The organism is Pseudoalteromonas sp. NZS100 (assembly GCF_015864815.1).
Lineage (GTDB): Bacteria > Pseudomonadota > Gammaproteobacteria > Enterobacterales > Alteromonadaceae > Pseudoalteromonas > Pseudoalteromonas distincta.
The window spans coordinates 286974-312699 of record NZ_JADYWM010000004.1 but is presented as its reverse complement, the minus strand read 5'-3'; the positions used below and the strand labels follow the sequence as shown (position 1 = coordinate 312699).

21 protein-coding genes, 3 tRNA genes and 1 rRNA gene are annotated in these 25726 nt (G+C 39.9%); 17 read left to right on the top strand and 8 right to left on the bottom strand.

The window, feature by feature from the left end; all coding sequences use genetic code 11:
- Positions 1 to 190 precede the first annotated feature (190 nt).
- Positions 191 to 305 (top strand): 5S ribosomal RNA (gene rrf / locus I6E69_RS06465).
- A 353-nt stretch (positions 306 to 658) separates the two neighbouring features.
- Here rrf and I6E69_RS06460 read toward each other — a convergent pair.
- From I6E69_RS06460 to uvrD, 3 genes are all read right to left on the bottom strand, one after another.
- Positions 659 to 1507 (bottom strand): hypothetical protein, encoded by an 849-nt coding sequence (locus I6E69_RS06460; RefSeq protein WP_039488976.1) that lies wholly within the window; start codon positions 1505 to 1507, stop codon positions 659 to 661.
- A 103-nt stretch (positions 1508 to 1610) separates the two neighbouring features.
- The gene (locus tag I6E69_RS06455) at positions 1611 to 3680 is read right to left on the bottom strand and encodes a GNAT family N-acetyltransferase (RefSeq protein ID WP_197120849.1); all 2070 of its coding nucleotides are present in this window, start codon (positions 3678 to 3680) and stop codon (positions 1611 to 1613) included.
- Complete coding sequence (gene uvrD, locus I6E69_RS06450) at positions 3658 to 5823, bottom strand: DNA helicase II (protein WP_008166456.1); 2166 nt, start codon at positions 5821 to 5823, stop codon at positions 3658 to 3660. Before uvrD ends, I6E69_RS06455 begins: the two co-directional genes overlap by 23 nt.
- A gap of 303 nt (positions 5824 to 6126) precedes the next feature.
- On the opposite strand from uvrD, the gene I6E69_RS06445 reads away from it, so the two are divergent.
- The 3 genes from I6E69_RS06445 (at position 6127) to I6E69_RS06435 (ending at position 7540) form a co-directional block, all read left to right on the top strand.
- Positions 6127 to 6351, top strand: a complete 225-nt coding sequence (locus I6E69_RS06445) for a hypothetical protein (protein WP_002963009.1) — start codon at positions 6127 to 6129, stop codon at positions 6349 to 6351.
- Between the two features lie 116 nt (positions 6352 to 6467).
- Positions 6468 to 6836: a YacL family protein gene (locus tag I6E69_RS06440; RefSeq protein WP_002963010.1), complete on the top strand. Its 369-nt coding sequence runs from the start codon at positions 6468 to 6470 to the stop codon at positions 6834 to 6836.
- An 80-nt stretch (positions 6837 to 6916) separates the two neighbouring features.
- Positions 6917 to 7540 carry a dUTP diphosphatase gene (locus I6E69_RS06435; RefSeq protein WP_002963012.1) on the top strand — a complete coding sequence of 208 codons (624 nt, stop codon included), beginning with the start codon at positions 6917 to 6919 and terminating at the stop codon, positions 7538 to 7540.
- 15 nt (positions 7541 to 7555) lie between these two features.
- On the opposite strand, the gene yrfG is transcribed toward I6E69_RS06435, so the two are convergent.
- On the bottom strand, positions 7556 to 8203 hold the full coding sequence (gene yrfG, locus I6E69_RS06430) for a GMP/IMP nucleotidase (RefSeq protein ID WP_007378908.1): 648 nt from the start codon (positions 8201 to 8203) through the stop codon (positions 7556 to 7558).
- A gap of 61 nt (positions 8204 to 8264) precedes the next feature.
- Between yrfG and nudE the strand changes: the two genes are divergently transcribed.
- The 7 genes from nudE to I6E69_RS06395 all read left to right on the top strand — a co-directional run bounded on the left by nudE (position 8265) and on the right by I6E69_RS06395 (position 12816).
- Complete coding sequence (nudE, locus tag I6E69_RS06425; protein ID WP_197120848.1) at positions 8265 to 8837, top strand: ADP compounds hydrolase NudE; 573 nt, start codon at positions 8265 to 8267, stop codon at positions 8835 to 8837.
- Positions 8830 to 9633 carry a 3'(2'),5'-bisphosphate nucleotidase CysQ gene (cysQ, locus tag I6E69_RS06420; protein ID WP_002963016.1) on the top strand — a complete coding sequence of 268 codons (804 nt, stop codon included), beginning with the start codon at positions 8830 to 8832 and terminating at the stop codon, positions 9631 to 9633. Before nudE ends, cysQ begins: the two co-directional genes overlap by 8 nt.
- A 136-nt stretch (positions 9634 to 9769) precedes the next feature.
- Positions 9770 to 9846 (top strand) — tRNA-Met (locus I6E69_RS06415).
- An 80-nt stretch (positions 9847 to 9926) separates the two neighbouring features.
- Positions 9927 to 10003, top strand: a tRNA-Met gene (locus tag I6E69_RS06410).
- Between the two features lie 62 nt (positions 10004 to 10065).
- Positions 10066 to 10142 (top strand) — tRNA-Met (locus tag I6E69_RS06405).
- A 513-nt stretch (positions 10143 to 10655) separates the two neighbouring features.
- Positions 10656 to 11270 carry a trimeric intracellular cation channel family protein gene (locus I6E69_RS06400; RefSeq protein WP_197120847.1) on the top strand — a complete coding sequence of 205 codons (615 nt, stop codon included), beginning with the start codon at positions 10656 to 10658 and terminating at the stop codon, positions 11268 to 11270.
- Between the two features lie 34 nt (positions 11271 to 11304).
- Positions 11305 to 12816 (top strand): YifB family Mg chelatase-like AAA ATPase, encoded by a 1512-nt coding sequence (locus I6E69_RS06395; protein WP_197120846.1) that lies wholly within the window; start codon positions 11305 to 11307, stop codon positions 12814 to 12816.
- Here I6E69_RS06395 and I6E69_RS06390 read toward each other — a convergent pair.
- Positions 12813 to 13517 (bottom strand): response regulator transcription factor, encoded by a 705-nt coding sequence (locus I6E69_RS06390; protein WP_024600237.1) that lies wholly within the window; start codon positions 13515 to 13517, stop codon positions 12813 to 12815. The two genes, I6E69_RS06395 and I6E69_RS06390, sit on opposite strands and share 4 nt — an antisense overlap.
- A gap of 216 nt (positions 13518 to 13733) precedes the next feature.
- Positions 13734 to 16229 (bottom strand): S9 family peptidase, encoded by a 2496-nt coding sequence (locus tag I6E69_RS06385; RefSeq protein ID WP_197120845.1) that lies wholly within the window; start codon positions 16227 to 16229, stop codon positions 13734 to 13736.
- Between the two features lie 84 nt (positions 16230 to 16313).
- Between I6E69_RS06385 and I6E69_RS06380 the strand changes: the two genes are divergently transcribed.
- Entirely contained in the window at positions 16314 to 17390 is a 1077-nt protein-coding gene (locus I6E69_RS06380) for a hemolysin family protein (protein ID WP_002957910.1), read from the top strand.
- Between the two features lie 32 nt (positions 17391 to 17422).
- Here the strand turns inward: I6E69_RS06380 and I6E69_RS06375 are convergent, their stop codons facing one another.
- Positions 17423 to 18634 (bottom strand): EAL domain-containing protein, encoded by a 1212-nt coding sequence (locus I6E69_RS06375; protein WP_197120844.1) that lies wholly within the window; start codon positions 18632 to 18634, stop codon positions 17423 to 17425.
- A gap of 166 nt (positions 18635 to 18800) precedes the next feature.
- Between I6E69_RS06375 and I6E69_RS06370 the strand changes: the two genes are divergently transcribed.
- From I6E69_RS06370 to I6E69_RS06350, 5 genes are all read left to right on the top strand, one after another.
- On the top strand, positions 18801 to 19817 hold the full coding sequence (locus tag I6E69_RS06370; protein ID WP_197120843.1) for a metalloprotease: 1017 nt from the start codon (positions 18801 to 18803) through the stop codon (positions 19815 to 19817).
- A 135-nt stretch (positions 19818 to 19952) separates the two neighbouring features.
- Positions 19953 to 21191: an HlyD family efflux transporter periplasmic adaptor subunit gene (locus I6E69_RS06365; protein WP_197120842.1), complete on the top strand. Its 1239-nt coding sequence runs from the start codon at positions 19953 to 19955 to the stop codon at positions 21189 to 21191.
- A gap of 204 nt (positions 21192 to 21395) precedes the next feature.
- Positions 21396 to 21656, top strand: a complete 261-nt coding sequence (locus tag I6E69_RS06360; RefSeq protein ID WP_197120841.1) for a hypothetical protein — start codon at positions 21396 to 21398, stop codon at positions 21654 to 21656.
- A gap of 48 nt (positions 21657 to 21704) precedes the next feature.
- Entirely contained in the window at positions 21705 to 21968 is a 264-nt protein-coding gene (locus I6E69_RS06355; RefSeq protein WP_039488988.1) for a hypothetical protein, read from the top strand.
- A 152-nt stretch (positions 21969 to 22120) separates the two neighbouring features.
- Positions 22121 to 24259 carry a peptidase domain-containing ABC transporter gene (locus tag I6E69_RS06350; RefSeq protein WP_197120840.1) on the top strand — a complete coding sequence of 713 codons (2139 nt, stop codon included), beginning with the start codon at positions 22121 to 22123 and terminating at the stop codon, positions 24257 to 24259.
- Positions 24260 to 24305: 46 nt separating this feature from the next.
- Here I6E69_RS06350 and I6E69_RS06345 read toward each other — a convergent pair whose 3' ends face one another.
- Complete coding sequence (locus I6E69_RS06345) at positions 24306 to 25616, bottom strand: short-chain fatty acid transporter (protein ID WP_138489749.1); 1311 nt, start codon at positions 25614 to 25616, stop codon at positions 24306 to 24308.
- Positions 25617 to 25726 lie beyond the last annotated feature (110 nt).

Here is a 25726-nt window from a genome sequence, read left to right as displayed (position 1 = left end):
GAGCCATTAAGCTAACTTGTACTAATTACCCGTGAGGCTTAACCATACAACGCCAAACGCGTTTTATGCGACAGTTTGACAGAAGTTAATATAACTAAAGTAGAAATTACTTAGAAAGACTTAAAAAATATTATCAGATATTTTCCAAATTCAGTTAGTGCGTAGAAATACGAATTAACGCCCAAATTTGCTTGGTGACAATAGCGTTTTGGACCCACCTGACTCCATGCCGAACTCAGTAGTGAAACGAAACAGCGCCGATGATAGTGTAGCATTTGCTATGTGAAAGTAGGACATTACCAGGCTTCAAATTGTAGAGAGTCCGACTAGAAATAGTCGGGCTTTTTTACGTCTGCAGAAAAGTGAAATGTGCGCAATTAACACATACTCATATCGCGACACAAAGAGAGTGTAGCATTTCACTGTGCCTCTCCACCGCTGTGGGGACTACGACATCCTATTGCGTAGCGCACAGGCTTCAAATTGTAGAAAGCCCGACTAGAAATAGTCGGGCTTTTTTACATCTGCAGAAAAGTCAAATATGGGGAAGTAACGGACATTACATACTCGATTCTTCTCCAATTCATCTAAATGTACGAGTTGAGCGGAATAGCTCATTATTCTAGTACTAAAGTTAATAACCAAATTTAAAGGCTATTTAAAATAGTCCATAAGCTTGGGTTTCTTCACTTTCGGATTCTTCTATTTGAGTTGGTTTAAATATTACGCTTGGATCAATTAATACACTGTGTTTTTGGGGGAGCTTGATTAATCCTCGCATCATATTTTTAGTTTGTGGGTCTAGATCAAAACCGACCTCAGTGAGCTTATCTAGTGGTTTAATGTCTTCTTTTTTATAGTCGATATTATCTTCGACTTTATCTACCAATAACCCTACATGTGGGTTTAAGCCGTCTTTGGTGGTGAAAACAATAATAGGTTTATAGTCTAAGGTTATTTGCTCTTTAGCTGATTCAAATAAACGCTCTAGCTGAATTAGGTTACTACGCTTAATTTTTTCGAGCAGAGCTGATACTTGTTTATAATCGCTTTGATTATGAGCTGATATAGCTTCCTTTACCGTTTCTAGCAATGATTGGAAAGGTTCGTTAAGCCGAGACATTGTTAGTTTTAAGTCTTCATTATCGGTGTTGAACTCTTTGTAAAACAGAATAAAATCTTGTAGTTCTGCATCATTGCTTGAAATAGAAGCCGAGCTATTTAATAAGTTACTTTGAAGGGTATTGAACCAGTTTAATAGTTTTTCTTGCCATATTCTTAGTTGTTTTAGTATATGCGCATTACTTTGTTCGGTTGAGATATTATTTAAAATAATACCTAAATCAAAAACAGGCGTTGGTATATCCATATAATCTTTAACACCAATAAAGCTTTTATTATTGTTGGGTAAAGTTGTTAGATTATTGTCAAAGCGCTCTGTTAATAAAATATCGAGTATTTTAAGTGAAATTGTTTTGCAGCCCACTTTAAAGTTTATTAATTCCATGCCTTTATCTTAATTTACCTATTAATGTTTTAAGGATAGAACAAATTAAATAAATAGCTTAAAGATGGATAAAATTTAACAGTGATAGGGCAACTAAAAGCTATTAGATGGTACTTGTGAGGTTTTTTATGGCACGTTTAAATTGATTCTCAAGCTGTTTTTTTCCTAATAAACCTAAGTGTTGAATCATTTTTTCATTACTTTCATTTTGAAGCACTAACTTTATTAAAAGTTGTTTATCCGACTCTGTTAATTGAGATATACAAGAAGGTGACTGGCTCAGTAACTGCCAAAGAGTTGCAGAGATACTAAATTGAGTGAAGTTACTTTTAGTGAGCAGCGCTAGTCGCTCGTGAGTCTCTAGGCTTATTAACTCGTCGCGAAATCCTTCAATTAGGATATTCACGAGTTGCCAATCTAGTGTTTTAAAGTGTGTTAAAAGCCCATAAAAAAAATCGTTTTTAAACTGCTTTTTCAAAGGTTGAATAATTGTACTTTTGTCACTTAAGCATTTAACCACAAGCGCCGAATGTTCAGCGGTGCTTTTATCGCGTTGATAACCTAATTTTACAGTATCAAACCCTCGGTTTTGCCAAAAATTAAGTAACTGCGCTGTTGCCCCAAAGCTTGCACCAAGCCAACTACATTGGCTTTTTACCTGCGATTCGCAAAAACTAAGTAGCTTTTTACCAAGTCCTATATTGTGGGAACTCGGATCAATCGCTATTCGTACAACGCGAGCGCTCAGTTGCGTTAAACAGTCATTATTAAAGCTAAGTTGTGAGAGTGCTTGCGCCATTAAATGCCCTTGCGGACGGCGCTCTCCACTTATAATCTGTAGGGCAAGTTCTTCACTCAAACCACCTTCTATGGCGATTAAGCATACGCCAACTAATTGATTATTAATTTTGCTAATAAATAGTCTTTGCGATGGTGCGTCTAGTAGTTGGCGTAAGTCGTTGACACTACTTTGATAGTGAGCCAGTGCAAGTAGGGCAATAACTTGCTGCAGTAAAGGCTCATTGTTTACAAGGGATTGCTGAGTTATTTCGCTATGTACTGGCTGCTCTAATTCATTACTACTTAACTCTATATATTGTGCATCGAGTGCTAGTAGTGTGCGAATGTGTTGCTCAAGAGGATCGTGTTTAGCAAAGCGCAGTGGCTCATCAAGTGTTACAACTTTAGAGGCTTTATAGTGTGCTTTAATATAGTTACTAAAGCGAATGGTATAACCCCTACCATTGCCTTCATACCCAACCAGAGTGCTTGCAAATACTATACGAGGGTAATGAGCTAGCATTTGTAGTAATAACGGAACAGGAATTGCTGCAGCTTCATCAACGAGTAGTAAATCGCACTCAGGTAGTGTGTTTAATAACGCGTCAGGTGCAACGTAGTGCAAATTGGCGAGCTGTTTATGTTCAGCGTTGTATTGCAGGCTTAACTCTTGGGCTAAATGTTTAAAGCTGCTATGGGTCGCTTTAAACTGAGTGCTGCAAATAATTACTTTTTTATCAGTTAGTTTTGCCGTTGCTAAGCCAAGTGCTGCCGACTTACCTCTGCCTCTATCGGCATTAATGAGTAAAGGCCTGTTGGCACGACCGTTAGCTACTTTTACTATTTGCTCAATACAGTTTTGCTGTGGCTCATAATCAATTTTATTATGCATTACATAGCTAGCGTTATTACTAATACAGCCATTTTTTTCACTAAAGTGAAAAGCGGGCAACGGTTTAATAATAGTCGCGAAACGCTGATTAAATATGCTGTAGTTAATGCTCTGACCGTGTGATTGCACTGTACTCAATGCTGGATCTTGCCAAGAGGCTAAATCATCCAGTTCAGGCAGTAATAAAAACAGTATACCGCCTGCTTTAACGGTGCCGGCAAGTGCTGCAAGTTTATCAGGGTGCAAACCACTAAAGCCATCGTAAACAGCATGAGCAAATTCTTGCCCTAAAATTTGGTGTGTGCGAGTAGGCCAGTACGAATTTTTAATCGCGCACTGCTTGGATACAACAAGTGTATTGTTTTCATCTATTAATGAGTTAAGTATTTCATAACACCAAGTTGAGCTGCCAGTAATTAGCGCCAGCTGACGATGATACGCGCCAGCTAATTGTTGCTCTAACTCATTTAGGTGTGCTTTATACCGCTTGTAATCGTGCATAAGCCGTTACTAACCATTTACTACCAAGGTCGTCAAAGTTAACTTGTACGCGAGATTGCGCGCCACTACCTTCATAATTCAGTACAGTACCAATACCAAACTTAGCATGCAGTACGCGTTGTCCTAAGTTAAAGCCACTGTCTTCAAATGCGGCATGGCTAACTGATGCGCTAAAACGCCCAGCGGCAGGCGGGCGAGAAACCTGTGTTTTAATACGAATTTCTTCAACGCAGTCTTCAGGGATTTCGCGTAAAAAGCGAGATGGGCTATGGTATTTTTCTTGCCCGTATAAGCGGCGACTCTCAGCATGGCTAATGTATAACTTATCCATTGCTCGTGTCATGCCTACATAACAAAGGCGGCGCTCTTCTTCTAAGCGACCCGACTCTTCGTTGCTTTGCTGAGAAGGGAACATGCCTTCCTCTACGCCTACCATAAACACTAGCGGAAACTCTAAGCCTTTAGCTGAGTGAAGCGTCATCATTTGTACGGCGTCTTCGTGTTCTTCTGCCTGCCCTTCACCTGACTCAAGTGATGTATGCGCTAAAAAGCCTTGTAGTGGTGAGCTGTACTCTTCGTCTTCAGGCAGCTCATACTGATCACACGCACTAATTAGCTCTTCTAAGTTTTCTACGCGAGCACGACCTTTTTCACCTTTTTCGGCTTGGTACATTGCCATCAAGCCTGAGGTTTGAATTGTGTACTTAGCTTGCTCATGCAAAGTTAGGTCGCTAATTTTATCTTCTATTTGTTCAACGAGTTCTACAAACTTACTTACTGCACCAGAAGCACGACCAGATAAATGCTGTTGTTCTACAATTGCTTTGGCGGCATACCAAAGCGGTAACGATTCTGCTCGTGCACAATCGCGTATATGGCTCAATGTTTTATCGCCAATACCGCGTGCTGGCGTATTAATTACACGCTCAAACGCGGCATCGTCTTGACGATTACCTACTAGGCGTAAGTACGACAACGCATCTTTAATTTCTTGTCGTTCGAAGAATCGCATACCACCATAAATACGGTATTTTAAGCCTTCTTGCAGCATAGCCTCCTCGAGTACACGAGATTGCGCGTTACTACGGTATAAAATTGCGGCATCTTGCAGGGCATTACCTGCATTTAACCAGCTTCGTAGTTTGCTACTTACAAAGCGTGCTTCGTCTAACTCATTAAATGCCGCATAAATAGAAATTGGCTCGCCGTCGTTACCGTCGGTCCACAAGCTTTTACCCATACGCTCTGAGTTATTTTGAATTAATGCATTAGATGCTTTCAAAATAGTCGCGGTTGAACGGTAGTTTTGTTCAAGGCGAATGGTTTCAGCGCTAAAGTCAGTTAAAAAGCGTTTAATGTTTTCGATTTTAGCACCACGCCAACCGTAAATGCTTTGGTCATCGTCGCCTACAATCATAATGCTGTTAGTATCGCCTGCAAGTAACTTTAACCAAGCATATTGAATGGTATTTGTATCTTGGAACTCGTCTACGAGCATATGTGCAAAGCGTTGCTGGTAATGACGTAGTAACGTAGGGTTATTTTTTAACACTTCGTAGCTGCGTAGTAATATTTCGGCAAAATCAACTAAACCAGCTCTATCACAGGCTTCTTGATAGGCGGCGTAAACACGCAGCATCATTTGCTCGTTAATATCGTATGCTTGAATATCTTTAGGGCGAAGTGCTTCATCTTTTTTGGCGCTAATGTACCAGCCAAATTGTTTAGCAGGCCATTTTTTATCATCGATATTCATCGATTTTAATAAGCGCTTGATCATCCGAAGTTGATCGTCAGAGTCTAAAATTTGAAAGGCTTCAGGTAAGTTAGCTTCACGGTGATGAGCACGTAAAATACGATGTGACAAACCATGGAACGTACCAATCCACATACCACCTACAGGGGCTTTTAGTGTTTCTTCAACGCGGCTGCGCATTTCTTTAGCCGCTTTATTAGTAAAGGTTACGGCAAAAATACTGTAAGCAGATGCTTGCTCAACTTGCATAAGCCACGCAATACGATGAACTAACACTCGTGTTTTACCAGACCCAGCACCTGCTAATACCAGCATGTTTTGTAGTGGGGCTGCAACGGCATCGCGTTGTTTGTCATTTAAGCCATCGAGTAATTGTGAAACGTCCATCGTTACGCCTTTTTAATCAATATTGTGGGCAGTATAACAGGTGTTTTTGTTAGGCTAAATAAAATACTGTTTTTATAAACAGCTATTTATAAAATAGCCTTAAAAACGAGTAACTTGCTAATTTTTTGAACAAACAAAAAAGTGTAAACGCACAATAAAAATTGCTAATTTGACCTAAAGTTAGCAATTTTTACTAACTCTCTAAATCTAGGGTAATTTAACTATTTGATTTGTAAGCTTTAATAAATTGGCATAGAGTGTGTAAGTAAATAATTATAAAATCAAATAAATACAGAGGTTAGTATGGCAGATCAAGGTTCTGGCGGTAACGTAATCGCAGCATTATGTAATATATTTTTTCCTGGTTTAGGGCAGTTAGTGCAAGGGCGTATTTTAGCGGCTATATTTTTTGCACTCGCTATTATAATAAGTTACGCACTAATTTATGTGCTTGTAGGTTTTGTACTTGTGCCTATTATTTACTTATGGTCGATTATTGACGCAGCGCGTTATAGATCGCGAAGTTAACGGCTTTAAAGTGGAATAAAATAGCGCCCTTGTGGCGCTATTTTACTTTATATGTCCTGTGGTTTGCGGGCGTTTACGTATATAATTACGCAATTAAAGATTTACAGGCAAACCCTATGGAATATCAATTTATTCGCGACCCTATTAGTGGGCTACGTATTAAAATAAGCAGTGAACACGCTATTATTGGTCGCTGGCTAAACGAAGAAATAGGCAAAGACAAAGTAGCTATGGTGCAAGCACTTATTGCATCGGTGAGTTCAAGCTACGAGCCGCTAACGCTAAAAGGCCAAGAAATAGATTTAATATTAACCAAAGACGAAGCACTATTTGAAGCCCATGCGCTTCATCAAGACAGTGAAGACCTAATAGCGTATCAAGATGACGATTTAGCGCTTGAAGAAAATGGTTTAAGTAGTGGTTGTGGCTTTGAAGATTTCATTGATTTAATTGATTCATGGGCTGAATTTAGCGGCTCAAAGTAAACTACATATTAAGATAGTGCTGATGCGTTAAGCTTCCTTTATCTGTACTATTACACTAATCAAAAACGACAGGAATGAATATGTCTGCCAATTTAAACAAGCTAGTAGTTATGCTAGAAATGCAAAACGCCATGAACACTAAAGTACATGAGCAATGGTTTACTCAAGGATTCGAATGGTACCGCGCTATTTGGGTTGAGTGCGCTGAAATGCTGGATCATCATGGTTGGAAATGGTGGAAAAAACAAACACCAGATACTGAACAAGTTATTTTAGAGTTGGTTGATATTTTTCATTTTGGTCTATCGCTTAGAATTGACGGCAAAACTAGCTACGAAGACTTAGCAAAGCAACTTGAAGCTGAGCTTAGTAATGCTCAACAAGCTGATGACTTTAAACAAACACTAGAGATATTAGCGGCTTCCGCTGTTGCAGATAAAACGTTTAATGCCGCTGCCTTTGCCGGCTGTATGGCGCAAATGGGTATGGATATTGATGATTTATATCGCGGCTACGTAGGTAAAAACACGTTAAACTTTTTCCGCCAAGATCATGGCTACAAAGACGGTAGCTATATTAAAGAGTGGAACGGGCAAGAAGATAACGAGCATTTAGTTGAAGTAGTTAAAAGCCTTGATACAGAACATGCTGATTTTGCAAAGTTAGTGTACCAAGGCCTTGAAGCGCGTTACCCAAAAATCTAGCCCACGTAAACTGAATTAAATAATCTTACGATAGTCGGTAACACTCAGATAATCGGCTATTTCGTTATGTGGTTGTTGGCTATCAGGGTTAGCAACTGCCAGTAAGTGCTCGATGCCGTATTCTCGTGCGGCATTTAATACCGGCACACTGTCATCTACAAACAAAGTGCGCTGCTTATTAAACCCTAAGTCTTTTTGTACTTGGTGCCACAAACTTTGCTGCTCTTTACTTACTCCATATTCATGAGTAGACACTACACCATCTAGGTAGTTATCAATCGCTGTATGCTCAAATTTCAGCATGACACTCTCAGGGTGGGCGTTGGTAAGTAAAATTAACTCTTTGCCTGCTTTTTTAAGCTCGGTTAAAAAATGAGGTACGTCTTCGCGCATTTTAATTAAATGCTGAGACTCTCGTTTAAGCTCCATTATAGGCAAGCTTAATTGCTGCTCCCAATAATCTAAACAATACCACTGTATTTGACCGCTCACAGCTTGATAGCGTTTTAAAATATCTGCTTTAGCTGCATCTAGGCTAATGCCTCTAGCTAATGCGTGTTGCGCAGGGATAACGTTAAGCCAAAAATGACTGTCGTAATGTAAATCGAGTAATGTTCCATCCATGTCGAGCAAAACGGTATCGATTTTTGACCAATTTAACATAGGAATTTCAACTTATAAGGTTTATTATTGAACTAACTGCCATGATAGCAAATTAACGCCAATGACACAGAAAAAGCACCCAACACCACCACAAATCCTCAGTAACAATGTTGTTGCTAAAAGCCGCCTGTTTACTGTGGAGTCTTTAGATCTAAAGTTTTCTAATAACGAAGAGCGCCAGTATGAGCGAATTCGCGGCGGTGGCCGGGGAGCAGTGATGATTGTTCCGTTAAGTGCAGATAATGAGTTACTACTTGTGCGTGAATACTGTGCGGGCACAAACAATTACCAGTTAGGTTTTCCTAAAGGCTTAATTGATCCGGGCGAAACTCCAGAGCAAGCTGCTAACAGAGAACTTAAAGAAGAAATTGGCTTTGGTGCTGAGTATTTTAAACCATTAAGAACAGTAACAATGGCGCCGAGTTACTTTAATGCCACTATGCATATTTTATTTGCTAAGCAATTATACCCACAAACCCTTATTGGCGACGAACCAGAGCCGCTTGTTGTTGTTAAGTGGCCATTAACTCAGTGGCAGTCATTATTAGACCAAGAAGATTTTACCGAAGCACGCAGTGTTGCAGCTTTGCTATTATTAGATAAGTATTTAGCGTCTGGAGCTGCCGATGAATAAATTAATCGAACCGTGTATTGAATTAGCTGAGCGTGCTGGCGATGCAATTATGGCCATTTATAAAAAAGGCGATATTGGCCAACAAGAAAAATCAGACAACACACCTGTCACCAAAGCTGATTTAGCAGCAAATGACGTACTGGTTGCTGGATTAAAAGCACTTGCGCCCGATATCCCAATTATGTCGGAAGAAACACCTATACCAGCACTCGCCGACAGACAGGACTGGCAGCGTTATTGGTTGCTCGATCCGATGGATGGTACTGGCGAATTTATTTTAGAAAGTGGCGACTTTGCAGTAAACATTGCATTGATTGAAAATAATCACCCTGTGCTTGGTGTTATTCATTGGCCTGCAAAAGGTGTGACTTATTTTGCTACAGCTAAAAATGGTGCCTTTAAACGTGAAAACTCAATTGATAAGCAAATATCTGTAGCGCCGCCAGAGAGCTTGACGCTTGCAGTGAGCCGCCGCCAAAAAATAGAAGCGGTGAGTCAGTATTTAAATAGTCAGTTTACAACGATTGCTATTGGTTCGTGTTCTTTAAAAGCCTGTACTGTTGCAGAGGGCAAAGCAGATTGTTTTTTAAGAATTGGTCCAACGGGAGAGTGGGATACAGGTGCTTCACAAGTTATTGTTGAAGAAGCCGGTGGTTGTATTACCGATGCAGAATTTAACCCGCTAACGTACAACCAACGAGAGAGTACTGAGAACCCTGACTTTATAGTGATGGGACATCCAGACTGGGAATGGCAAAAAATGATTAATCCGCATCAAAGATTGAGCGCAGAATAGTAATTTGGTTGCTTTTTGTTCGGTTGAACAACTTTAATTAGTTTAGGTCTTGCATTAAATGTTTATTCCTATATAGTAGCGCTCTCTTCAAGGCAGGCTCGTAAATATTACGAAAATGTTTTAAAGAAATTACAGGCGCGGGATGGAGCAGTCTGGTAGCTCGTCGGGCTCATAACCCGAAGGTCGTCGGTTCAAATCCGGCTCCCGCAACCAATTTCCTTAGGGATTGAGGTTACTGTAAACTCTAACTTAAGAGATAAAATAAAGTAGTCGATAGACTTAAAATATACAGGCGCGGGATGGAGCAGTCTGGTAGCTCGTCGGGCTCATAACCCGAAGGTCGTCGGTTCAAATCCGGCTCCCGCAACCAATTCTTTAATTGGAAGCCAAGTTGTAATGTAAGCAACTTTAAACAAGTATACAAATTTCAGGCGCGGGATGGAGCAGTCTGGTAGCTCGTCGGGCTCATAACCCGAAGGTCGTCGGTTCAAATCCGGCTCCCGCAACCACTGAAATAAATAAGAATGAAACGGCACGCTTAAAGCGTGTTTTTTTATGTCTAAAATTTAGTGTGTATATTGTGGCTCATAACCCGAAGGTCGTCGGTTCACCTTTTATAAGTTCAGGCTTCCGCAACCACTGAAATAAATAAAAATGAATTGACACGCTTAAAGCGTGTTTTTTTATGTCTAAAATTTAGTGTGTATATTGTGGCTCATAACCCTAAGGTCGTCGGTTCACCTTTTATAGTTCAGGCTCCCGCAACCACTGAAATAAATAAGAATGAAATGACACGCTTAAAGCGTGTTTTTTTATGTCTAAAATTTGATGAGTGTGGTGATTTAGCTTATAGGTTAAAGATCATTTTCACTGCATGAGGCATTCACTTCTCATAAGCGCAAGCTCCCGCCCCCTGAGAGACACTTTAAAATGTTATAAACTTCTTAAAATAAATCGTTATTACTTAAAACCTTGTTTGGTTTGTGTTAAAACGGCACAAATATTTTTAGGTTGTTACAAATATGACTGAACTTTACCACTGGTTTGATTTAATAGGCATTGCGGTGTTTGCTGTGTCGGGCACTTTGCTAGCGTATGAGAAAAAAATGGATGGCTTTGGGGTCGTAGTTTTAGCGACAGTAACTGCTATTGGTGGTGGTACAGTGCGAGATCTAATTTTAGATGTTCCTGTGTTTTGGTTACACGATCAAAGTTACTTTTTTGCCATACTCGCTTCAGTATTTGTTACAACACGCCTTATAAATAAACAAAAGCCGATACCCCATTATATTTTACAAACAGCGGATGCGTTCGGGTTAGCTTTTTTTGCAGTAATGGGGGCGCAAAAAGCACAGCTTGTTGGTATGCCCGATATGACTGCGGTAATTATGGCTGTAATTACAGGCTGCTTTGGTGGATTAATTCGAGATGTGCTTGCACGCGAGATCCCTATGCTATTAAAGGGTGAGCTTTACGCTATTACCTGTATAGCGGGTGGTACTGTTTATACGCTTGGCATTAGTTTTTCGTTAGCAACCGAAACGGCGATGGTATTAGGCATGTTAATGACCTTATTACTTCGTTTAGCCGCTATAAAATGGCAAATCACATTACACGTTTTTAAATATCCTGACTAAACTGGTGTAATCACACCATTTACTAGGATAAGGAATGTCGTTAGCTCGTATATTTTCTCGTGCTCAAGTGGGCATAAATGCCCCTGAAGTTATTGTAGAAGTTCACCTAGGAAATGGTTTACCTGCTTTTCATATTGTAGGTCTGCCCGAAGCGTCTGTTAAAGAGTCGAAAGACAGGGTGCGTAGCGCACTCGAAAACTCACAATTTGGTTTTCCCGATCAACGAATAACCGTAAATTTAGCCCCAGCCGACTTACCAAAAGATGGTGGGCGGTTTGATCTGGCTATTGCGGTGGGTATTTTAGTCGCCTCTGGGCAAATAGTGTGTCCTGATATTCATAAGTACGAGTTTTATGGTGAGCTTGCTCTTAATGGTGAGGTGCGTGGTGTAAACGCTATTTTACCTTCGGTACTTGCTGCAAAAGAGCAAGATCGTTGCTGCTTTTTACCTCTTGCAAACGACAGCCTAGCAAGCTTAGTTAATGGCGTTAAACGCAAAGCCGTAAGCTCTATTCAAGAAGTATGGGGCGACCTACTTAATCAACAACCCTTGCCATTAAATATAGAGTACCCCGACTGCACTCAAGCCCCTGATTTTTTACTCGATTTAAGCGATGTGAAAGGTCAGCCTGGTGCCAAGCGAGTACTCGAAATTGCTGCAGCTGGCGGGCATAATTTACTATTTTTAGGCCCTCCTGGTACTGGTAAATCAATGCTGGCCCAGCGAATGGCTACTATAATGCCCACTATGTCGGACGATGAAGCTATTTCAACAGCTGCGCTTTACTCTATTATTGGACAATCCATAGATTTAACTAATTGGCGACAGCGGCCATTTCGTAATCCGCATCATACGTGCTCAGCGGTTGCTTTGGTGGGGGGCTCTTCAAATCCCAAGCCTGGTGAAATTTCGCTGGCACATAACGGTGTGCTTTTCTTAGATGAGTTACCGGAATTCGAGCGTAAGGTGCTTGATTCACTGCGTGAACCAATGGAGACCGGCACAGTAACTATTTCACGTGCAGCTAGGCAAATGGAGTTCCCAGCGCAGTTTCAGCTTATTACAGCATTAAACCCAAGCCCAACGGGGAGCCATACTGATAAGCGGGCAACTCCCGATCAAGTTATGCGTTATTTATCACGTGTGTCGGGGCCTTTTATTGACCGTATTGATTTGCAAATAGAGCTACCTCGTTTAACGAGTGTTGAGCTACAAAGTACCAAACCAGAGGAGAGTAGTGCAGAGGTTAGAGCAAGAGTTGAGGCTGCTTATTATGTACAGCTAAAACGCCAAGGTAAGGTTAATGCGAGACTTAATAATAAAGAAATGAGTGTGCACTGTGAACTTGCGCCTGCAGAGTTGCAATTTTTAGCTAGAGCAAGCGAGAAGTTATCTTTATCGCCACGCTCTTACCATAGAGTAATTAAGGTGGCGCGTACAATTAGTGATTTAAAAGGCGCTGAAAACATTAGTTTAAATGAGCTTAAAGAAGCACTTAATTACCGCGCATTTGAGCGCCTTATTGCGCAATTAACTAAGTATTAAATAGAAAGCATATAGCCTTTACCGCGTACGGTAACGATGCGTTTTTGATCTTTTTCGTCATTTAATTTTTTACGTAAACGACCAATAAGCACATCAACAGTACGATCGTTTGGACTCCAATCGGGCTGGCCTATTTCTTCAGATATTTTTTCACGGGATGTGGCTTTACCTGCATTACTAATTAAGCAAATAAGCACTTTATGTTCGGCTTCAGTTAAGCGTGACTCAACGCCCGCAGCTGTAATTAATGTGCGGTTATCAGGATGAAGCTTAAAGTCAGCATATTCTATAAACTCTTCGCTTTCGTCGTCTTCTAGGTTAACGGCAACACGCTTATAGAGCGCGCGCATGCGAAGCTCTAACTCAAGTAAATCGACGGGCTTACAAATATAGTCATCAGCACCTTGTGCAAGGCCAGCAATACGATCGGCTTGGGAGTCACGACTCGATAATACAATAACGCCAATATCGGTCAGTGTGTTTAATTCTTTTGCGAGCTGAAGCCCGTCGCGCTTTGGTAAGACAATGTCAATTATGGCTAATGATATAGCACCGCGCAGGTTTACCCGCTGCCTTACAATGCTAAGTGCATCAGCGCCAGTGGGGTCTACCTCTATTGTAAATTCGGTATCTGCAAAGTGATTTTGGATGCGTTTAACGAGTAGTTCATCGTCTTCAACCAATAAAACATTAATAGCCATAGTACTTTATTTTGAATGCTTATAGCTCTGTATGGTAGCACCAATAGGTAAATGCTGAGAAGGGGGTTTATTAGTTTTAAGTAACTTAATATTTCAAAGCTGTATAAGACGTTATTAGAGGATGAGGTTAGCACCTTTAGACTAATTAAAAGGTGCTAAATAATTAATTCTACTATTAATAAATCTGTATTAAGTTGTTATTTTAAAGGTTCAGGCTCAGTCATTTTTATACATCGAGTCCCACCATTGAGGCTCGTTTTTTAGCTTTTTATCAAAGTATGCGAGCATGGTGTTCCACCAATCAAATCGCTTATCGCGTGCAAAAATTTGGTGGTCGGCGCCTTTGTATTCGATTAACTCTACGTCCTTATTAAGCAGTTTAAGCGCAGTGTACATTGTTAAGCTTTCGCCAACAGGTACATTGGTATCGCTATCACCATGAAGAAGTAGCATAGGTGTTGTTACTTTGTCGGCATGAAATACAGGGCTATGTTGGCTGTAAAGCTCAGGGTTATTCCATGGGAAGCTATTTTTTGATGCTTCGCCAGAATATAAGTAGCCCCACCAACCTTCACCCCAATACGAGGTAATATTAGAAATCCCCGCATGAGCTATTGAAGCACTAAATATATCGGTTTTAGTTGCCAATAACATGGTCATGAAGCCACCATACGATGCCCCTAAGTTACCTACTTTTTTACTATCAACATAGTTGTATTTATTTAAAAAGGCTTGCGTGCCTTCGATAATATCGTCTGCGGTGTAGTCGCCCCAGGCATTAACATGCTGCGCTGAAAACTTTTGTCCAAACCCTGTTGCGCCAGTAGGTTGCACTACATAAACAACGTAGCCATTTTCTGCCCATAAGTTAAACGGATAACGACCTGTAAAACCACGCGTAACTGGTGAAGTACCGCCGTAGTAATACACGAGCGCTGGGTGTTTTTTAGTTTTATCTAAATTGCTTGGAATGTAAACACGGCCCGTTATTTCAACCCCATGTTTATTTTTAAAATTAAACTCTTCTAATGTAGGGAGTCGTGTATTTGCATAGCTACTTGGTTTTGAATCCCATATTAAATCTGTTTTATTTTTACTTACGTTCAGGCGCTTTAGTTGTTGTGGTGTTAAAGCGTTAGTGCCACTTAATAAAATATCGGTATTGCGGTCGTGTGAGTAACTAAATTGTTCAACAATATCCAATCCTGTATTTAACTTTTTAAAGCGCTGTTTACTTAAATCAAATAGGTAAAGTGGTTGAGTGTCTTGCTCTGTTACTTTAATGAGCGCATCGCCGTTTTCTAAAACGTGTAGTTGGCCAATAGCGGGGTCGAATTGTTTACTGAGTGTTTTTACGTTTTTACCACTTTCAGTAAGTAGGTAAAGTTGCCCGTCGTAGTTATTAGCAAGCATTGCTTTTGGTAGTGCTCTGCCTGCGCCATTTTTAAAGTCAGGGCCTGCAACTACATAAATATCTTTATTTGTATATTTGGCTAAATTAAACGTTTTGAATTTACCAAGCGATGAAAGCTTGTTTGATTTTAAATCGAGTTCAACAAGCTCTGTTTCTGGGTGAGTTGATGCCTGCATTGCCATTACAGGGCGGCTCATTAATACTTTGCCACGGTTACTATTTGAATCTTCAAGGCTGTAAGAAAGAGGACCTTGGCTAAGTGCTTTTGTTAAACCACTTTTAGTATCAAGCATATAAATTTGGCTGATGGAACGTGCATACGACCAGCGATCTTGCAGACCTTTATAGTGCTTGGTTAAGCTGTTAGTGCTCTCAGGTGATTTAGACCAGCTAAACAAAAGATTGGTGTCGTTATAAAAGGTAAAGCCATTAGCTCCTTCTAAATCGTTTGCTAATGTTTTTATTGAGAGGTTTTTACGGTTAAGTTGTTTAAGCTCACCATTTAACAAATACACTAAATATTGGTTATCTGGACTCCAAATAATGTTACTTGGTTGGCCTGCTTCAAAGCGATAAAGCGTTTGATTGTCTGAATCTTTAAGTACAGTAACTGTATTTGCTTGATTTTGTGTTTTATCGTTATAAATGCGAGTGGTAGTAACGTACTGCTTGGCATTAGGTGCGAGTGATAATTGGCTAATTGTAGGAGCATCAAATAGTTGTTTTGCAGATAAACGTTTTGTTTGTGAAGTGCTGAGCGTAATTTTATCAACCTCGCTCTTTGGAGCAAAATCAAGCGTTACATCGTGCCAATTAGCTACTTGCTGGGCTACTATTAAAACAGTGTGAGTACTGTTATTTAAAGCTAACTTATAGCTATTTTTATCGCCTGTTTGTAGTTCGCCATTAATAAATAACTGCCCTTGCTCAATCCCTTTTAAGGTAAGCGTACCTTGCGTAAAGCGGGTTGTTTCAATATTAAATTTTAGTGCCTGTAACCCACCTAAAGTGAGCGCATTGATTTTATTAAACGGTTGCCAGTTTTGTTTTTTCCCAAATACAGAAAAACTATCTGTGTCTGCTTGTAGTTGCGGCAATAGGTTGTTAATAATCGCACTGCCATGAGGTGTCTGAAAAGGCTTTAACTGCATGTCTTCGGCAAGTGGGCCGATAAACTGAATTTTTGATTTATCCAATGGTGCAGCTATTGCAGCAAAGCTTAAGCTGCTAAGCGTTAAAAGAGCTGCTGCGTACTTAAATAGCTTATTTTGATGACACCATGGTGCGCTAAATTTCATTATTATGCCTATTATTATTGGAAGTTTGGCCAAATATAGCATGTATTGTTACCATGCTCACATATCCAATATAGAGGAGAGAAAGTGACTTTACTGATAGTTTATATGGTAGTGGCGATTGTTATTTCGTTTTTATGTTCTGTGATGGAGGCTGTGTTATTAAGTATTTCGCCCAGCTATGTTGCATCACTTAGAAAAAAACACCCTGAGCTTGCTAAACAGCTCGAAAAGCTTAAAAACAATATAGATCAGCCTTTAGCTGCTATTTTAACTTTAAATACAGTTGCCCATACAGCAGGTGCAGCGGGAGTTGGCGCACAAGCGGCTGTCGTTTTTTCCGATGCGGCTGTAGGTATTGCATCAGCCATTATGACATTTCTCGTATTAATTCTTTCTGAAATTATACCTAAAACCTTGGGGGCTAATTACTGGCGAGCTTTAACGCCAAGCGTTACCTACGCTTTGCGGTTTTTAGTTATATCGCTAAAGCCTTTTGTATGGTTTGCTCAAAAGCTAACAAATTTAATGGGTCCAAAGCACGATGAGGCTTATTATATTCGTCAAGAGATAGAGGCAATGGCTGATATAGGCACGGAGTCGGGAGCATTACATCAAGATGAATCTGATATTATCCGTAATTTGTTGCATTTTAAGCATGCAAAATTATGCGACTTAATGACGCCGCGAACTGTTATTTTCAAAATCCATAAAGACTTAACAGTTAATCAGTATTTAAATGAACATGGATCGTCATCGTTTTCTAGAGTGTTGGTATTTGATAAAGATGCCGATGATATCGTTGGGTTTGTGCATAAAAACGATATTATGCTGGCATTTCACCGCTTAGGCACCGATTACAAAATTAGCAAATTGATTAAGCCTATTTATACGGTGCCAACCTCTCAGAATGTATCGTCGTTACTGCAAACACTTTTAACAAAGCGCACACATATATGCTTAGTTGTTGATGAGTACGGTGACGTGCAGGGTATTGTAACGTTAGAGGATATGATTGAAGCTTTAATGGGACTGGAGATTGTAGATGAGCGTGACCAATCTACTAATATGCGCGCAGTAGCAAGGCAGCGTTGGCACAAACGTTTAGCAAGTAGTGCACATATAGTTAGTGAAGAAGATAAACACACTCGGGGTGATAATTAGCTAACAGGCCCCGAGTAAATATTAGTACCGCTTTAAGCGGGGCTGCCATCAGTTTTTAGCCAATCTTTAGCCCAAGATATAAATTCGTCTTGCGGTTTAGGGCGACTAAATAAAAAACCTTGTATGGCTAGGTTTCTTCTATAGTGCCTTAAATAATCGAGCTCCTCTGGGCGTTCAACACCCTCTGCCACTAAATCTAAATTATCTTTACTCGTAATATTAAATAACGAACTTACAACCACTTGAGAAAATAAATCTGTTTCTATATGGCTAATGAGTGAACGGTCTATTTTAATTTCAGTAAAAGGAAGGTTTCGAAGCTGGTCCATATTAGTAAAACCAACACCAAAGTCGTCTAGCGATATACCAAAACCGTGCATTCTTAATCTATTTAGTGTTTCTAATTGCATGAGGCTTGAGAGTGCATGTTGTTCTGTTATTTCTATAATTATATTACTAGGCGTGAGTTGGTTTAATTCTAAAATGAGCAGTAATTTATTTGGGCAGTTTAGGTCATCGAGCTGGTTTGGCGATAAGTTAAAGGCCATTTTAAAATCATGACCTAGTTGCGCTGTCATATTTTTGAATTCGCTGGTGGCCTTTTCAAAAAGAGAAAATGTAATTTGATTAATTAAGTTGTGTTGTTCGGCAGTATTTATAAAACGGCAAGGTAAAATAATATTGTCGTCTTTACTTGATAAAATACGCGCTAACACTTCAACACTTTCAATTTTATTGTTATCAGCGTTTATTTTTGGTTGGTAAAAAGGCGTTATTTCATCGTTTTTTAATGCATCAATAAGCTCATCTTTTGAAATGGCTGGCTCTTTTAATAAAGTGTGGCTGTTTAATTGCGCCACTTTAATAAGTAACCTACTAACCTGAGACAGTTGAACTGGCTTTGGAATATTACCAATGAGGTGAGCGTTATGTTGTTTCGCGAGATTGGCAGCTAAGCTAATAACTTTATGGTCCATTTCAGAAGCAATTATTATACCGCCTTGATAATGTAGCTCTCCTAAGTGGCGGATTAATTCCATGCCGTCCATTTCGGGCATATTGAGATCAGTAAAAATAGCATCAAAGTAGTTGATATCTTCTTTAACTTTTTCAAGCGCTTCTTTTGCATTCAGGTACGTAGTTATAGTGTTAGACATACCCAATTCGTTAAGTATAGCTTCCATAACGATCAAAATTGCTTTTGAATCGTCAACAACTAAAATATTAGGCACTATCTTCTTCACTGTTATCCCTTTCAATGTATCGCTTGGAGTTACTATAAAAGTAGTAGTGTTTTTTTATTTTGTCAGTATCAAATGCTTTTATTTTGAAAATAGTTACCTAGCACCTTCCCTCGTGTTTTTGAGCTGATTAGGTATACTAGCGCCATTATTTTAAACGGTCTTAATTATGATAAGAATAGATCTTACTTTAGCCGAGCAACCATTTTCGCTTATGGTGTCTGGGCAAAAAATTGTGCAGGTATTTCATGCGCAACAAGCCATTACCTTTGATAACCCTCGTGAAAACTACTATCAGTTTACTTACGACAACAAAAAAATAGGTATCGATACAGGGGCAGTCGAAGAGCAAAGCATTTCGCTCTTTGTAGATGATCAATTTGCAACACAACTTGCGTTGCCAGCACCTACAAATGGGTCACCTAAAAAAGGCTTTTTAGGGCTAGCTGCATTAGGTTTTAAGCTTTTTAAAAGCGCTAAGGTAATTAAAGTAGTGCTTGCAGGGGCTTCTGTTGCAGGCTATGCGTGGTTATTTAGTATTGAATTTGCACTAATGCTAATTGGTTGCTTAGTCGTACACGAGTACGGCCATGTGCGAGCAATGAAATACTTTGGCATAAAAACCAAAGGTATTTACTTAATCCCGTTTGTTGGAGGGCTTGCTGTAAGTGACGATAAAATAACAACCCGTTGGCAAGATGTCGTTATATCACTGATGGGGCCTGCATTTGGTTTAATTACCTCGGTACTGGGTGTCGTTTTATATTACGCCACCGAGATGGAAATATTTGCAGGTGTTGCGGTGCTTAGTGCGTTATTAAATTTATTTAACTTGTTACCTATTTTGCCGCTTGATGGCGGGCATGTATTAAAAAGTATTAGCTTTTCAATGCGTTCATGGATTGGCCTAAGTGTATGTTTACTCGGTGTACTGTTTGGTTTATGGCTGAGCTACACATTTGGCTTAATGTTACTGGTATTCTTTTTGTTTGTAGGTGCGCTGGAAATTGTATTTGAATGGCGCGGCCGACATTACTCCCATTTATTGCCGCTTGATAAATACGGCCAAGGTTTTTCAGCGGTTATGTATGCACTGGTAGTTGCAGGCCATGTGGCAGTGATGATGCATTTTGCAGACTCTGACAATCCAATACTTAGTTTACCAATGACTATTTTGGCAAGCTAACGCTTAAAACAGCATGAAAGTTTAAAAATGCTCAATCTGCTGTTTTTTTGCTCGGTTGTTGTTGTTTTTTTGTAACTAAAGATGTAATTTACCGCTATCAGAGTTGTTCAGGGATTGTTCAGGGATTGTTCAGGGATGTTATTTAGAAAGGAAGCTGTCGCTCAGCAAAGTGAGCGTTTAACGGGGGCGATTACCCTCGCCCAACCTTTATCAATAAAATTAACTGTGTTTGTTCTGGCTTGTGTCGCTATCGCAGTTATTACCTTCTTGTTTACCGCGGAATACTCTCGTAAAGAAACTGTGCGTGGCTTATTAATGCCCAATAAAGGGGTGATCCAAAGCTTTGCTAATCAAGGTGGCATGATTGAGCGGTTGTTGGTACAAGAGGGCGATGCCGTTACTAAAGGTCAGCCGTTGGCGACCATCATTGTGCAGCAAAATAATAGTCAAGGTATTGCATTAAGTACTCAACTTGTTGAGCAGCTAAGTATGCAAATACAACTGCTTAATGACGAAATTACACAAAACCACACCCTACAAAAGCAAGAGTCACTTAACTTGCAGGCACAAAAACGTGCACTAACTAATGAGCAAGCTGCATTACAAAGCCAGCTTAAACTTACTGATGAAAAACTAGCGCTACTGAACCGCCAACAAAGTAACCTTAATCAGCTTAATAAAAACGGTTTTTTATCAAATATTGAGCGTGAGCAACAACAAGCCTTGTTAGATGCTAAGCAAGAAAAACAAAACCTAGCACGCTTGCTGATGCAGCAAGAAAACCAATTAAGTCAACTTAGCTTTAATATTGCCAACGTGCCCCAGCAGTATACGTTGCGTATAAATAGTCTTAAACGCCAACAAGCGGATATTCAAAACCAGCTCACACAAATTAAAAGTAACTATCAATATACCATAACAGCCAGTAACAGCGGTGTTGTTACTGGCATTCAAGTGGTTAAGGGCGAAACACTTACCCAAGCCAAACCACTGTTGCATATTATTCCCGAAGGATCAGAGCTAGTAGCAGAGTTGTTGCTACCAACACGTTCAGCAGGCTTTATACAGCTAGGTAACGATACGCGCCTGCGTTTTGATGCTTTCCCCTATCAACGCTTTGGTTTCATTAACAGCAAAATTAGCCGTATTGATAAGGCACTCATTACCCCAAATGAAATACGCTTGCCCATTGTACTGCAAGAGCCTGTATACCGCTTGCGGGCAATACTTAGCCAACAACAAATGCAGGCCTATGGTAAGGCGTTTGAGCTGAAAAGTGGCATGTTGTTTGAGGCAGATATTATGTTGGAGCAGCGCACATTAATCGAGTGGTTACTCGAGCCACTGTACAGCCTAAAAGGGCGCGTAAGTTAAGTGTAGCGTTTTATGAAATAAAGAAAAATTTGAAAGTTTTGGTGGTTTGCTAAATGCAAACAACCGAAAAAGACGGCCAGCTTTAGTTAACTTTAGCGAGCAGCTAAAGCCAGCCTATTAACCGCCCACCTAATTATAAAGGCTGGGCATATTAACAACCCGATAGCTTAACTAAAAAGCATCGGATTTATGGAGTATAACAAAATGCGTGAATTAAACGTAAAAGAAATTCAAGAAGCGAATGGTGGTTTTGGACCTGCAGGTGCTGGTTTGGGAGCTGTAATTGGTGCTGCTGGTTATTTAGGAAGTGCAGCGACTTCGGGCAATTTTAGTTGGGGTGGTTTAGGTGCTGCTACCGCTGCTGGAGGGTTATCTGGTGCGGTTGGTGGGCCGATTGTTTCAGCTGCAGCAAGGTTCCTTCTACCAAGAATCTCTTTCATGGGTGGCGCTGCTTCAAACGTATAATAAATAATTAGCATAGCTATTCTTATAGCTATGCTAAAAAGGACAGCTATGAAAGTATATAATGCAAGTCTTTTTGCTCTTATCGTATTCTTACCAATAGGAGTAGTTACAGATCACATAGAACTTTTTATTGCCCTGATTATGTCGTTATTACCAGTAAATATAAAATATGGAAATCGTAGCATAACCGATTTACAAAATGATAAAACGGCTTTTTCTGGAGTTAAAATCCTTATTTGGCCGCCTATTATCTTATTTTTCTTGATACTCACACATAACAAATGGGCTGGATATATTGATTTTTATTTGTAAATTATAACTTCAAACAGAACTGTAATTAAATAACGATTAATAAAAGTATAAGCTTTTGAGGATTATTATAACTCATAGGAATTTGAATTTTTATAGTTGTTACTTCAAACCTTACAGCACATGTATAAGTTTCATCAAGGAATACTTGCTTCATGGATAGCTTGAACTTTTCTGTATTAAAATCAGTACCTCTTATCCTCCAATCCGAAATAGCTGAGTGCGGCCTAGCCTCTATTGCTATGGTGGCAAGTTATCGCGGTCATAAGCTGGATATGCCTGCCATGCGAAAACGCTTTTCGGCTAATCTAAAGGGTATGAACTTACAACAGCTGATTGAGCTGGGTGATAACTTGGGGCTCGCCAGTCGTGCATTGCAATGCCCTATTGATGAAGTCCATAAACTACAAACGCCGTGTATTTTACATTGGGATATGAATCACTTTGTGGTGCTGACCAAAGTCTCTGGCAAAGGTGTTGCAGCTAAATTTGCAATTAACGACCCTGCTGTAGGTAAACGCAGTTTGAATGGCGATGAATTCAGTAAGCACTTTACCGGTATTTGTTTAGAGCTCACGCCAACGAGTAAGTTTGAAGCTAAACAAGAAAAAGCGCAGATGAAGTTTACCCAACTTTGGAGCTCAATGAAGGGCTTAAAAGCGGGATTACTAAAACTGATAGCATTATCACTTGTATTACAGTTGTTTGCTTTGATGGCCCCTTATTATATGCAGTGGGTGGTGGATGAAGTACTAATTAGTTTTGATGAATCGTTATTAACGGTGCTTGCCATGGGGTTTGCACTGATTGCGATTATTTCGGTGGTGACTAATGCGGTGCGAAGCTGGTTGATTTTACGACTTTCCAGCCTTTTAAATATGCAAATGGGTGTGAATTTGCTTAGGCATTTATTGCGACTACCCATGAATTATTTTGAGTCACGCCATGTTGGCGATATTGTGTCGCGCTTTGGCTCGTTGGCACAAATACGTGAGCGTATTACCACAGGGTTTGTCGAAACACTGGTCGATGGCGTGATGGCGATTACCGTATTGATTATGATGCTAATTTATTCGCTGAAACTCACAGCGGTAGTTGTAGGTGCAATTGTGCTTTACACCTTAGTGCGTTTAGCGCTGTATTGGCCGCTGCACCAAGCTACTGAAGAAATGATTCAATCATCTGCCAAAGAGCAATCGAACTTTTTAGAAAATATTCGCGGTATGCAAACTATAAAGCTGTTTGGCAATGAATCGCAGCGCCAAGGCATTTGGCAGAACCGTTATGTTGAGGTCATTAATAGTGAAATCCGTTTAGGGCGTTTAAACATTAGCTTTGATTCATTTAATAAGCTGTTATTTGGCCTTGAAAATGTATTGGTGATTTACTTTGCTGCATTGCTAGTTATGAGCAATAGCTTGTCTGTTGGTATGGTACTGGCGTTTATTGCTTATAAAAACCAGTTAACCAGCCGCTTTGCCAACTTAATTGAGCAAATTATTCAATTCAAAATGATGCGCTTACACTTAGACCGTATTGCAGATATAGCACTCACGAAACAAGAAGCTAATCGTGACGGTGAAATGGCATATACAGGTGATGACGAAGGTAAAGTTAAAGGCCAGCTTACGCTCGAGAATATTTGCTTTAGTTACAGTGAAGAGCAAGCGCCTATTTTAAATAATGTTAATTTAATGCTGAATACCGGTGACTCGATTGCGATTACAGGGCCATCTGGCGCGGGTAAAACTACGCTAATGAAAATTATGCTGGGGTTATTACAGCCGACCTCGGGTAAAGTGCTGCTGGATGGTAAAGATATCACCCAGCCTGGCCTTAAAAACTACCGCAAACAAATAGCTGCAGTAATGCAAGATGACACATTGTTAGCTGGCTCAATCGCTGATAACATCAGTTTTTTTGACCCTCAGCCGAATTATTTAAAAATAGAGACGTGTGCTCGTCATGCGGCTATTCATGATGATATTACCAAAATGACTATGGGTTATAACTCATTAGTAGGTGATATGGGATCAAACTTATCTGGCGGTCAAGTACAGCGTTTACTCCTTGCTCGCGCATTGTATCAATCGCCCTGCGTGTTGTTTATGGATGAAGCAACTAGTCATTTAGATAAAGACAACGAGGCGAAAATAAGTGAGCAAATTCAGCACTTACCAATCACACGGATTATGATTGCTCATCGCCAAGAAACCATTAACATGGCCAGCAAAGTCTATCAACTGAAAGAGGGTAGGTTGGTGGAGCTACAACAGCAGAGCGAGAGTGCATAAAACAATCAAGGCGTGTGTATTACACGCCTTTTTATTATGTTTACAGTTAATAAAAGCTCAATACCAGCGATATAAAAACCCCAGTTACAAATAGCTGCACAACACAAAACCCCATAATATCTTTTGCTTTTAAGCCTGCGATAGCAAGGACGGGTAATGCCCAAAAAGGTTGAATTAGGTTAGTCCACGCATCACCCCATGCAACAGCCATTGCAACGCGAGATATATCGGCACCTAGCTCTTGTGCTGCGGGTATAACAATAGGCGCTTGTACTGCCCATTGGCCGCCGCCAGAGGGTACAAACATATTAACGAGTCCTGCACTTATAAAACTAAAAAATGGCAAGCTATCAGCATCTGCAACGGCAATAAAGCCACGTGATATCTGTTGTGCTAATCCGCTATCAACCATTACCGCCATAATGCCAGCATAAAAAGGAAATTGAATAACAATGCCAGCCCCGCTTGGAATTGCTTGTTGCAGACTGTTAAGTAAATTATGGGGTGTTTGATGCAGCGTAATAGCTAAAAACAAAAATACGGCAATAACGCTATTAAGGTTTAAGTTTCCGCCAGTAATAAAGAAGTAATAGCCTAAATATGCCAAACCTAATAAGCCAATTGTCATACCGAGTAGTTTACTTTGTTCCAAATGTTGGGCAGGTCTGGTTATTGTTGTGGGCTTAGGTGTTGTCTCTTGTAAAAGAGCTGGGTCGATATATACGCTTTCTTGCTCGCTTGGCAGCATATAGCGATTAACGAGCGGCATAATAATGAATAAACCAACTAATATGGTTATATTAAAGCCCGCAAATAAAGTGTGCTCTGTACTAATAATACCAATGCTGGCCTCTGAAAAGTGACCATCGGTTGCGATAGTTAAAGGAATCGAACCCGCTAATCCGCCATGCCATACAACAAAACCTGAGTAAGCGCTGGCTACTAATAATCGATAATCAACACGAGTATGTTTAGCAATTGCCTTGGCAAAAAGGGCACCAATAACTAAGCCAAATCCCCAATTTATCCAGCTCGCTAAAAGCGAAATAAGCGTGACTAATATAATTGCTTTAGGTGCGGTGCTTGCAAATGTTGCTAGCTTTTCTAATAACTTACTTATAGGTGGCGTACTTGCCAACATATAGCCTGTAATTAACACTAGCAGCATTTGCATAGCAAAACTTAATAAGTTCCAAAACCCACCTCCCCACGCTTGTAATACTTCAATGTTAGTTGCGGTTGTAAATAAGCTCGCACTGACAAGAGTAATTATTGTAAGTAAAATTACAAATATAAAAGGGTCGGGAAGATAGCGCTCTACAATTTTAGTAAAAGGGCGGGCTATTTTATTAAGCATAAGCACAACTGTTTTGGTTATTATTTTAACGCTAATTAATCATGAAAAATCACCATTGGCAAACAGCATTTAGTCTAATATTTGCGGTTAAAAGCTTAAACATTGCTTAA

What these genes read in the sequence shown, in the direction of transcription:
- I6E69_RS06355 (WP_039488988.1), top strand. Translation starts at nt 21,705, where the DNA reads ATGAAAGTATATAATGCAAGTCTTTTTGCTCTTATCGTATTCTTACCA.
- yrfG (WP_007378908.1), bottom strand. Translation starts at nt 8,203, where the DNA reads ATGTTAAATTGGTCAAAAATCGATACCGTTTTGCTCGACATGGATGGA.
- I6E69_RS06390 (WP_024600237.1), bottom strand. Translation starts at nt 13,517, where the DNA reads ATGGCTATTAATGTTTTATTGGTTGAAGACGATGAACTACTCGTTAAA.
- I6E69_RS06435 (WP_002963012.1), top strand. Translation starts at nt 6,917, where the DNA reads ATGTCTGCCAATTTAAACAAGCTAGTAGTTATGCTAGAAATGCAAAAC.
- nudE (WP_197120848.1), top strand. Translation starts at nt 8,265, where the DNA reads ATGACACAGAAAAAGCACCCAACACCACCACAAATCCTCAGTAACAAT.
- I6E69_RS06460 (WP_039488976.1), bottom strand. Translation starts at nt 1,507, where the DNA reads ATGGAATTAATAAACTTTAAAGTGGGCTGCAAAACAATTTCACTTAAA.
- I6E69_RS06345 (WP_138489749.1), bottom strand. Translation starts at nt 25,616, where the DNA reads ATGCTTAATAAAATAGCCCGCCCTTTTACTAAAATTGTAGAGCGCTAT.
- I6E69_RS06370 (WP_197120843.1), top strand. Translation starts at nt 18,801, where the DNA reads ATGATAAGAATAGATCTTACTTTAGCCGAGCAACCATTTTCGCTTATG.
- I6E69_RS06385 (WP_197120845.1), bottom strand. Translation starts at nt 16,229, where the DNA reads ATGAAATTTAGCGCACCATGGTGTCATCAAAATAAGCTATTTAAGTAC.
- I6E69_RS06400 (WP_197120847.1), top strand. Translation starts at nt 10,656, where the DNA reads ATGACTGAACTTTACCACTGGTTTGATTTAATAGGCATTGCGGTGTTT.
- I6E69_RS06440 (WP_002963010.1), top strand. Translation starts at nt 6,468, where the DNA reads ATGGAATATCAATTTATTCGCGACCCTATTAGTGGGCTACGTATTAAA.
- I6E69_RS06350 (WP_197120840.1), top strand. Translation starts at nt 22,121, where the DNA reads ATGGATAGCTTGAACTTTTCTGTATTAAAATCAGTACCTCTTATCCTC.
- I6E69_RS06455 (WP_197120849.1), bottom strand. Translation starts at nt 3,680, where the DNA reads ATGCACGATTACAAGCGGTATAAAGCACACCTAAATGAGTTAGAGCAA.
- I6E69_RS06445 (WP_002963009.1), top strand. Translation starts at nt 6,127, where the DNA reads ATGGCAGATCAAGGTTCTGGCGGTAACGTAATCGCAGCATTATGTAAT.
- I6E69_RS06395 (WP_197120846.1), top strand. Translation starts at nt 11,305, where the DNA reads ATGTCGTTAGCTCGTATATTTTCTCGTGCTCAAGTGGGCATAAATGCC.
- I6E69_RS06365 (WP_197120842.1), top strand. Translation starts at nt 19,953, where the DNA reads ATGTTATTTAGAAAGGAAGCTGTCGCTCAGCAAAGTGAGCGTTTAACG.
- cysQ (WP_002963016.1), top strand. Translation starts at nt 8,830, where the DNA reads ATGAATAAATTAATCGAACCGTGTATTGAATTAGCTGAGCGTGCTGGC.
- uvrD (WP_008166456.1), bottom strand. Translation starts at nt 5,823, where the DNA reads ATGGACGTTTCACAATTACTCGATGGCTTAAATGACAAACAACGCGAT.
- I6E69_RS06360 (WP_197120841.1), top strand. Translation starts at nt 21,396, where the DNA reads ATGCGTGAATTAAACGTAAAAGAAATTCAAGAAGCGAATGGTGGTTTT.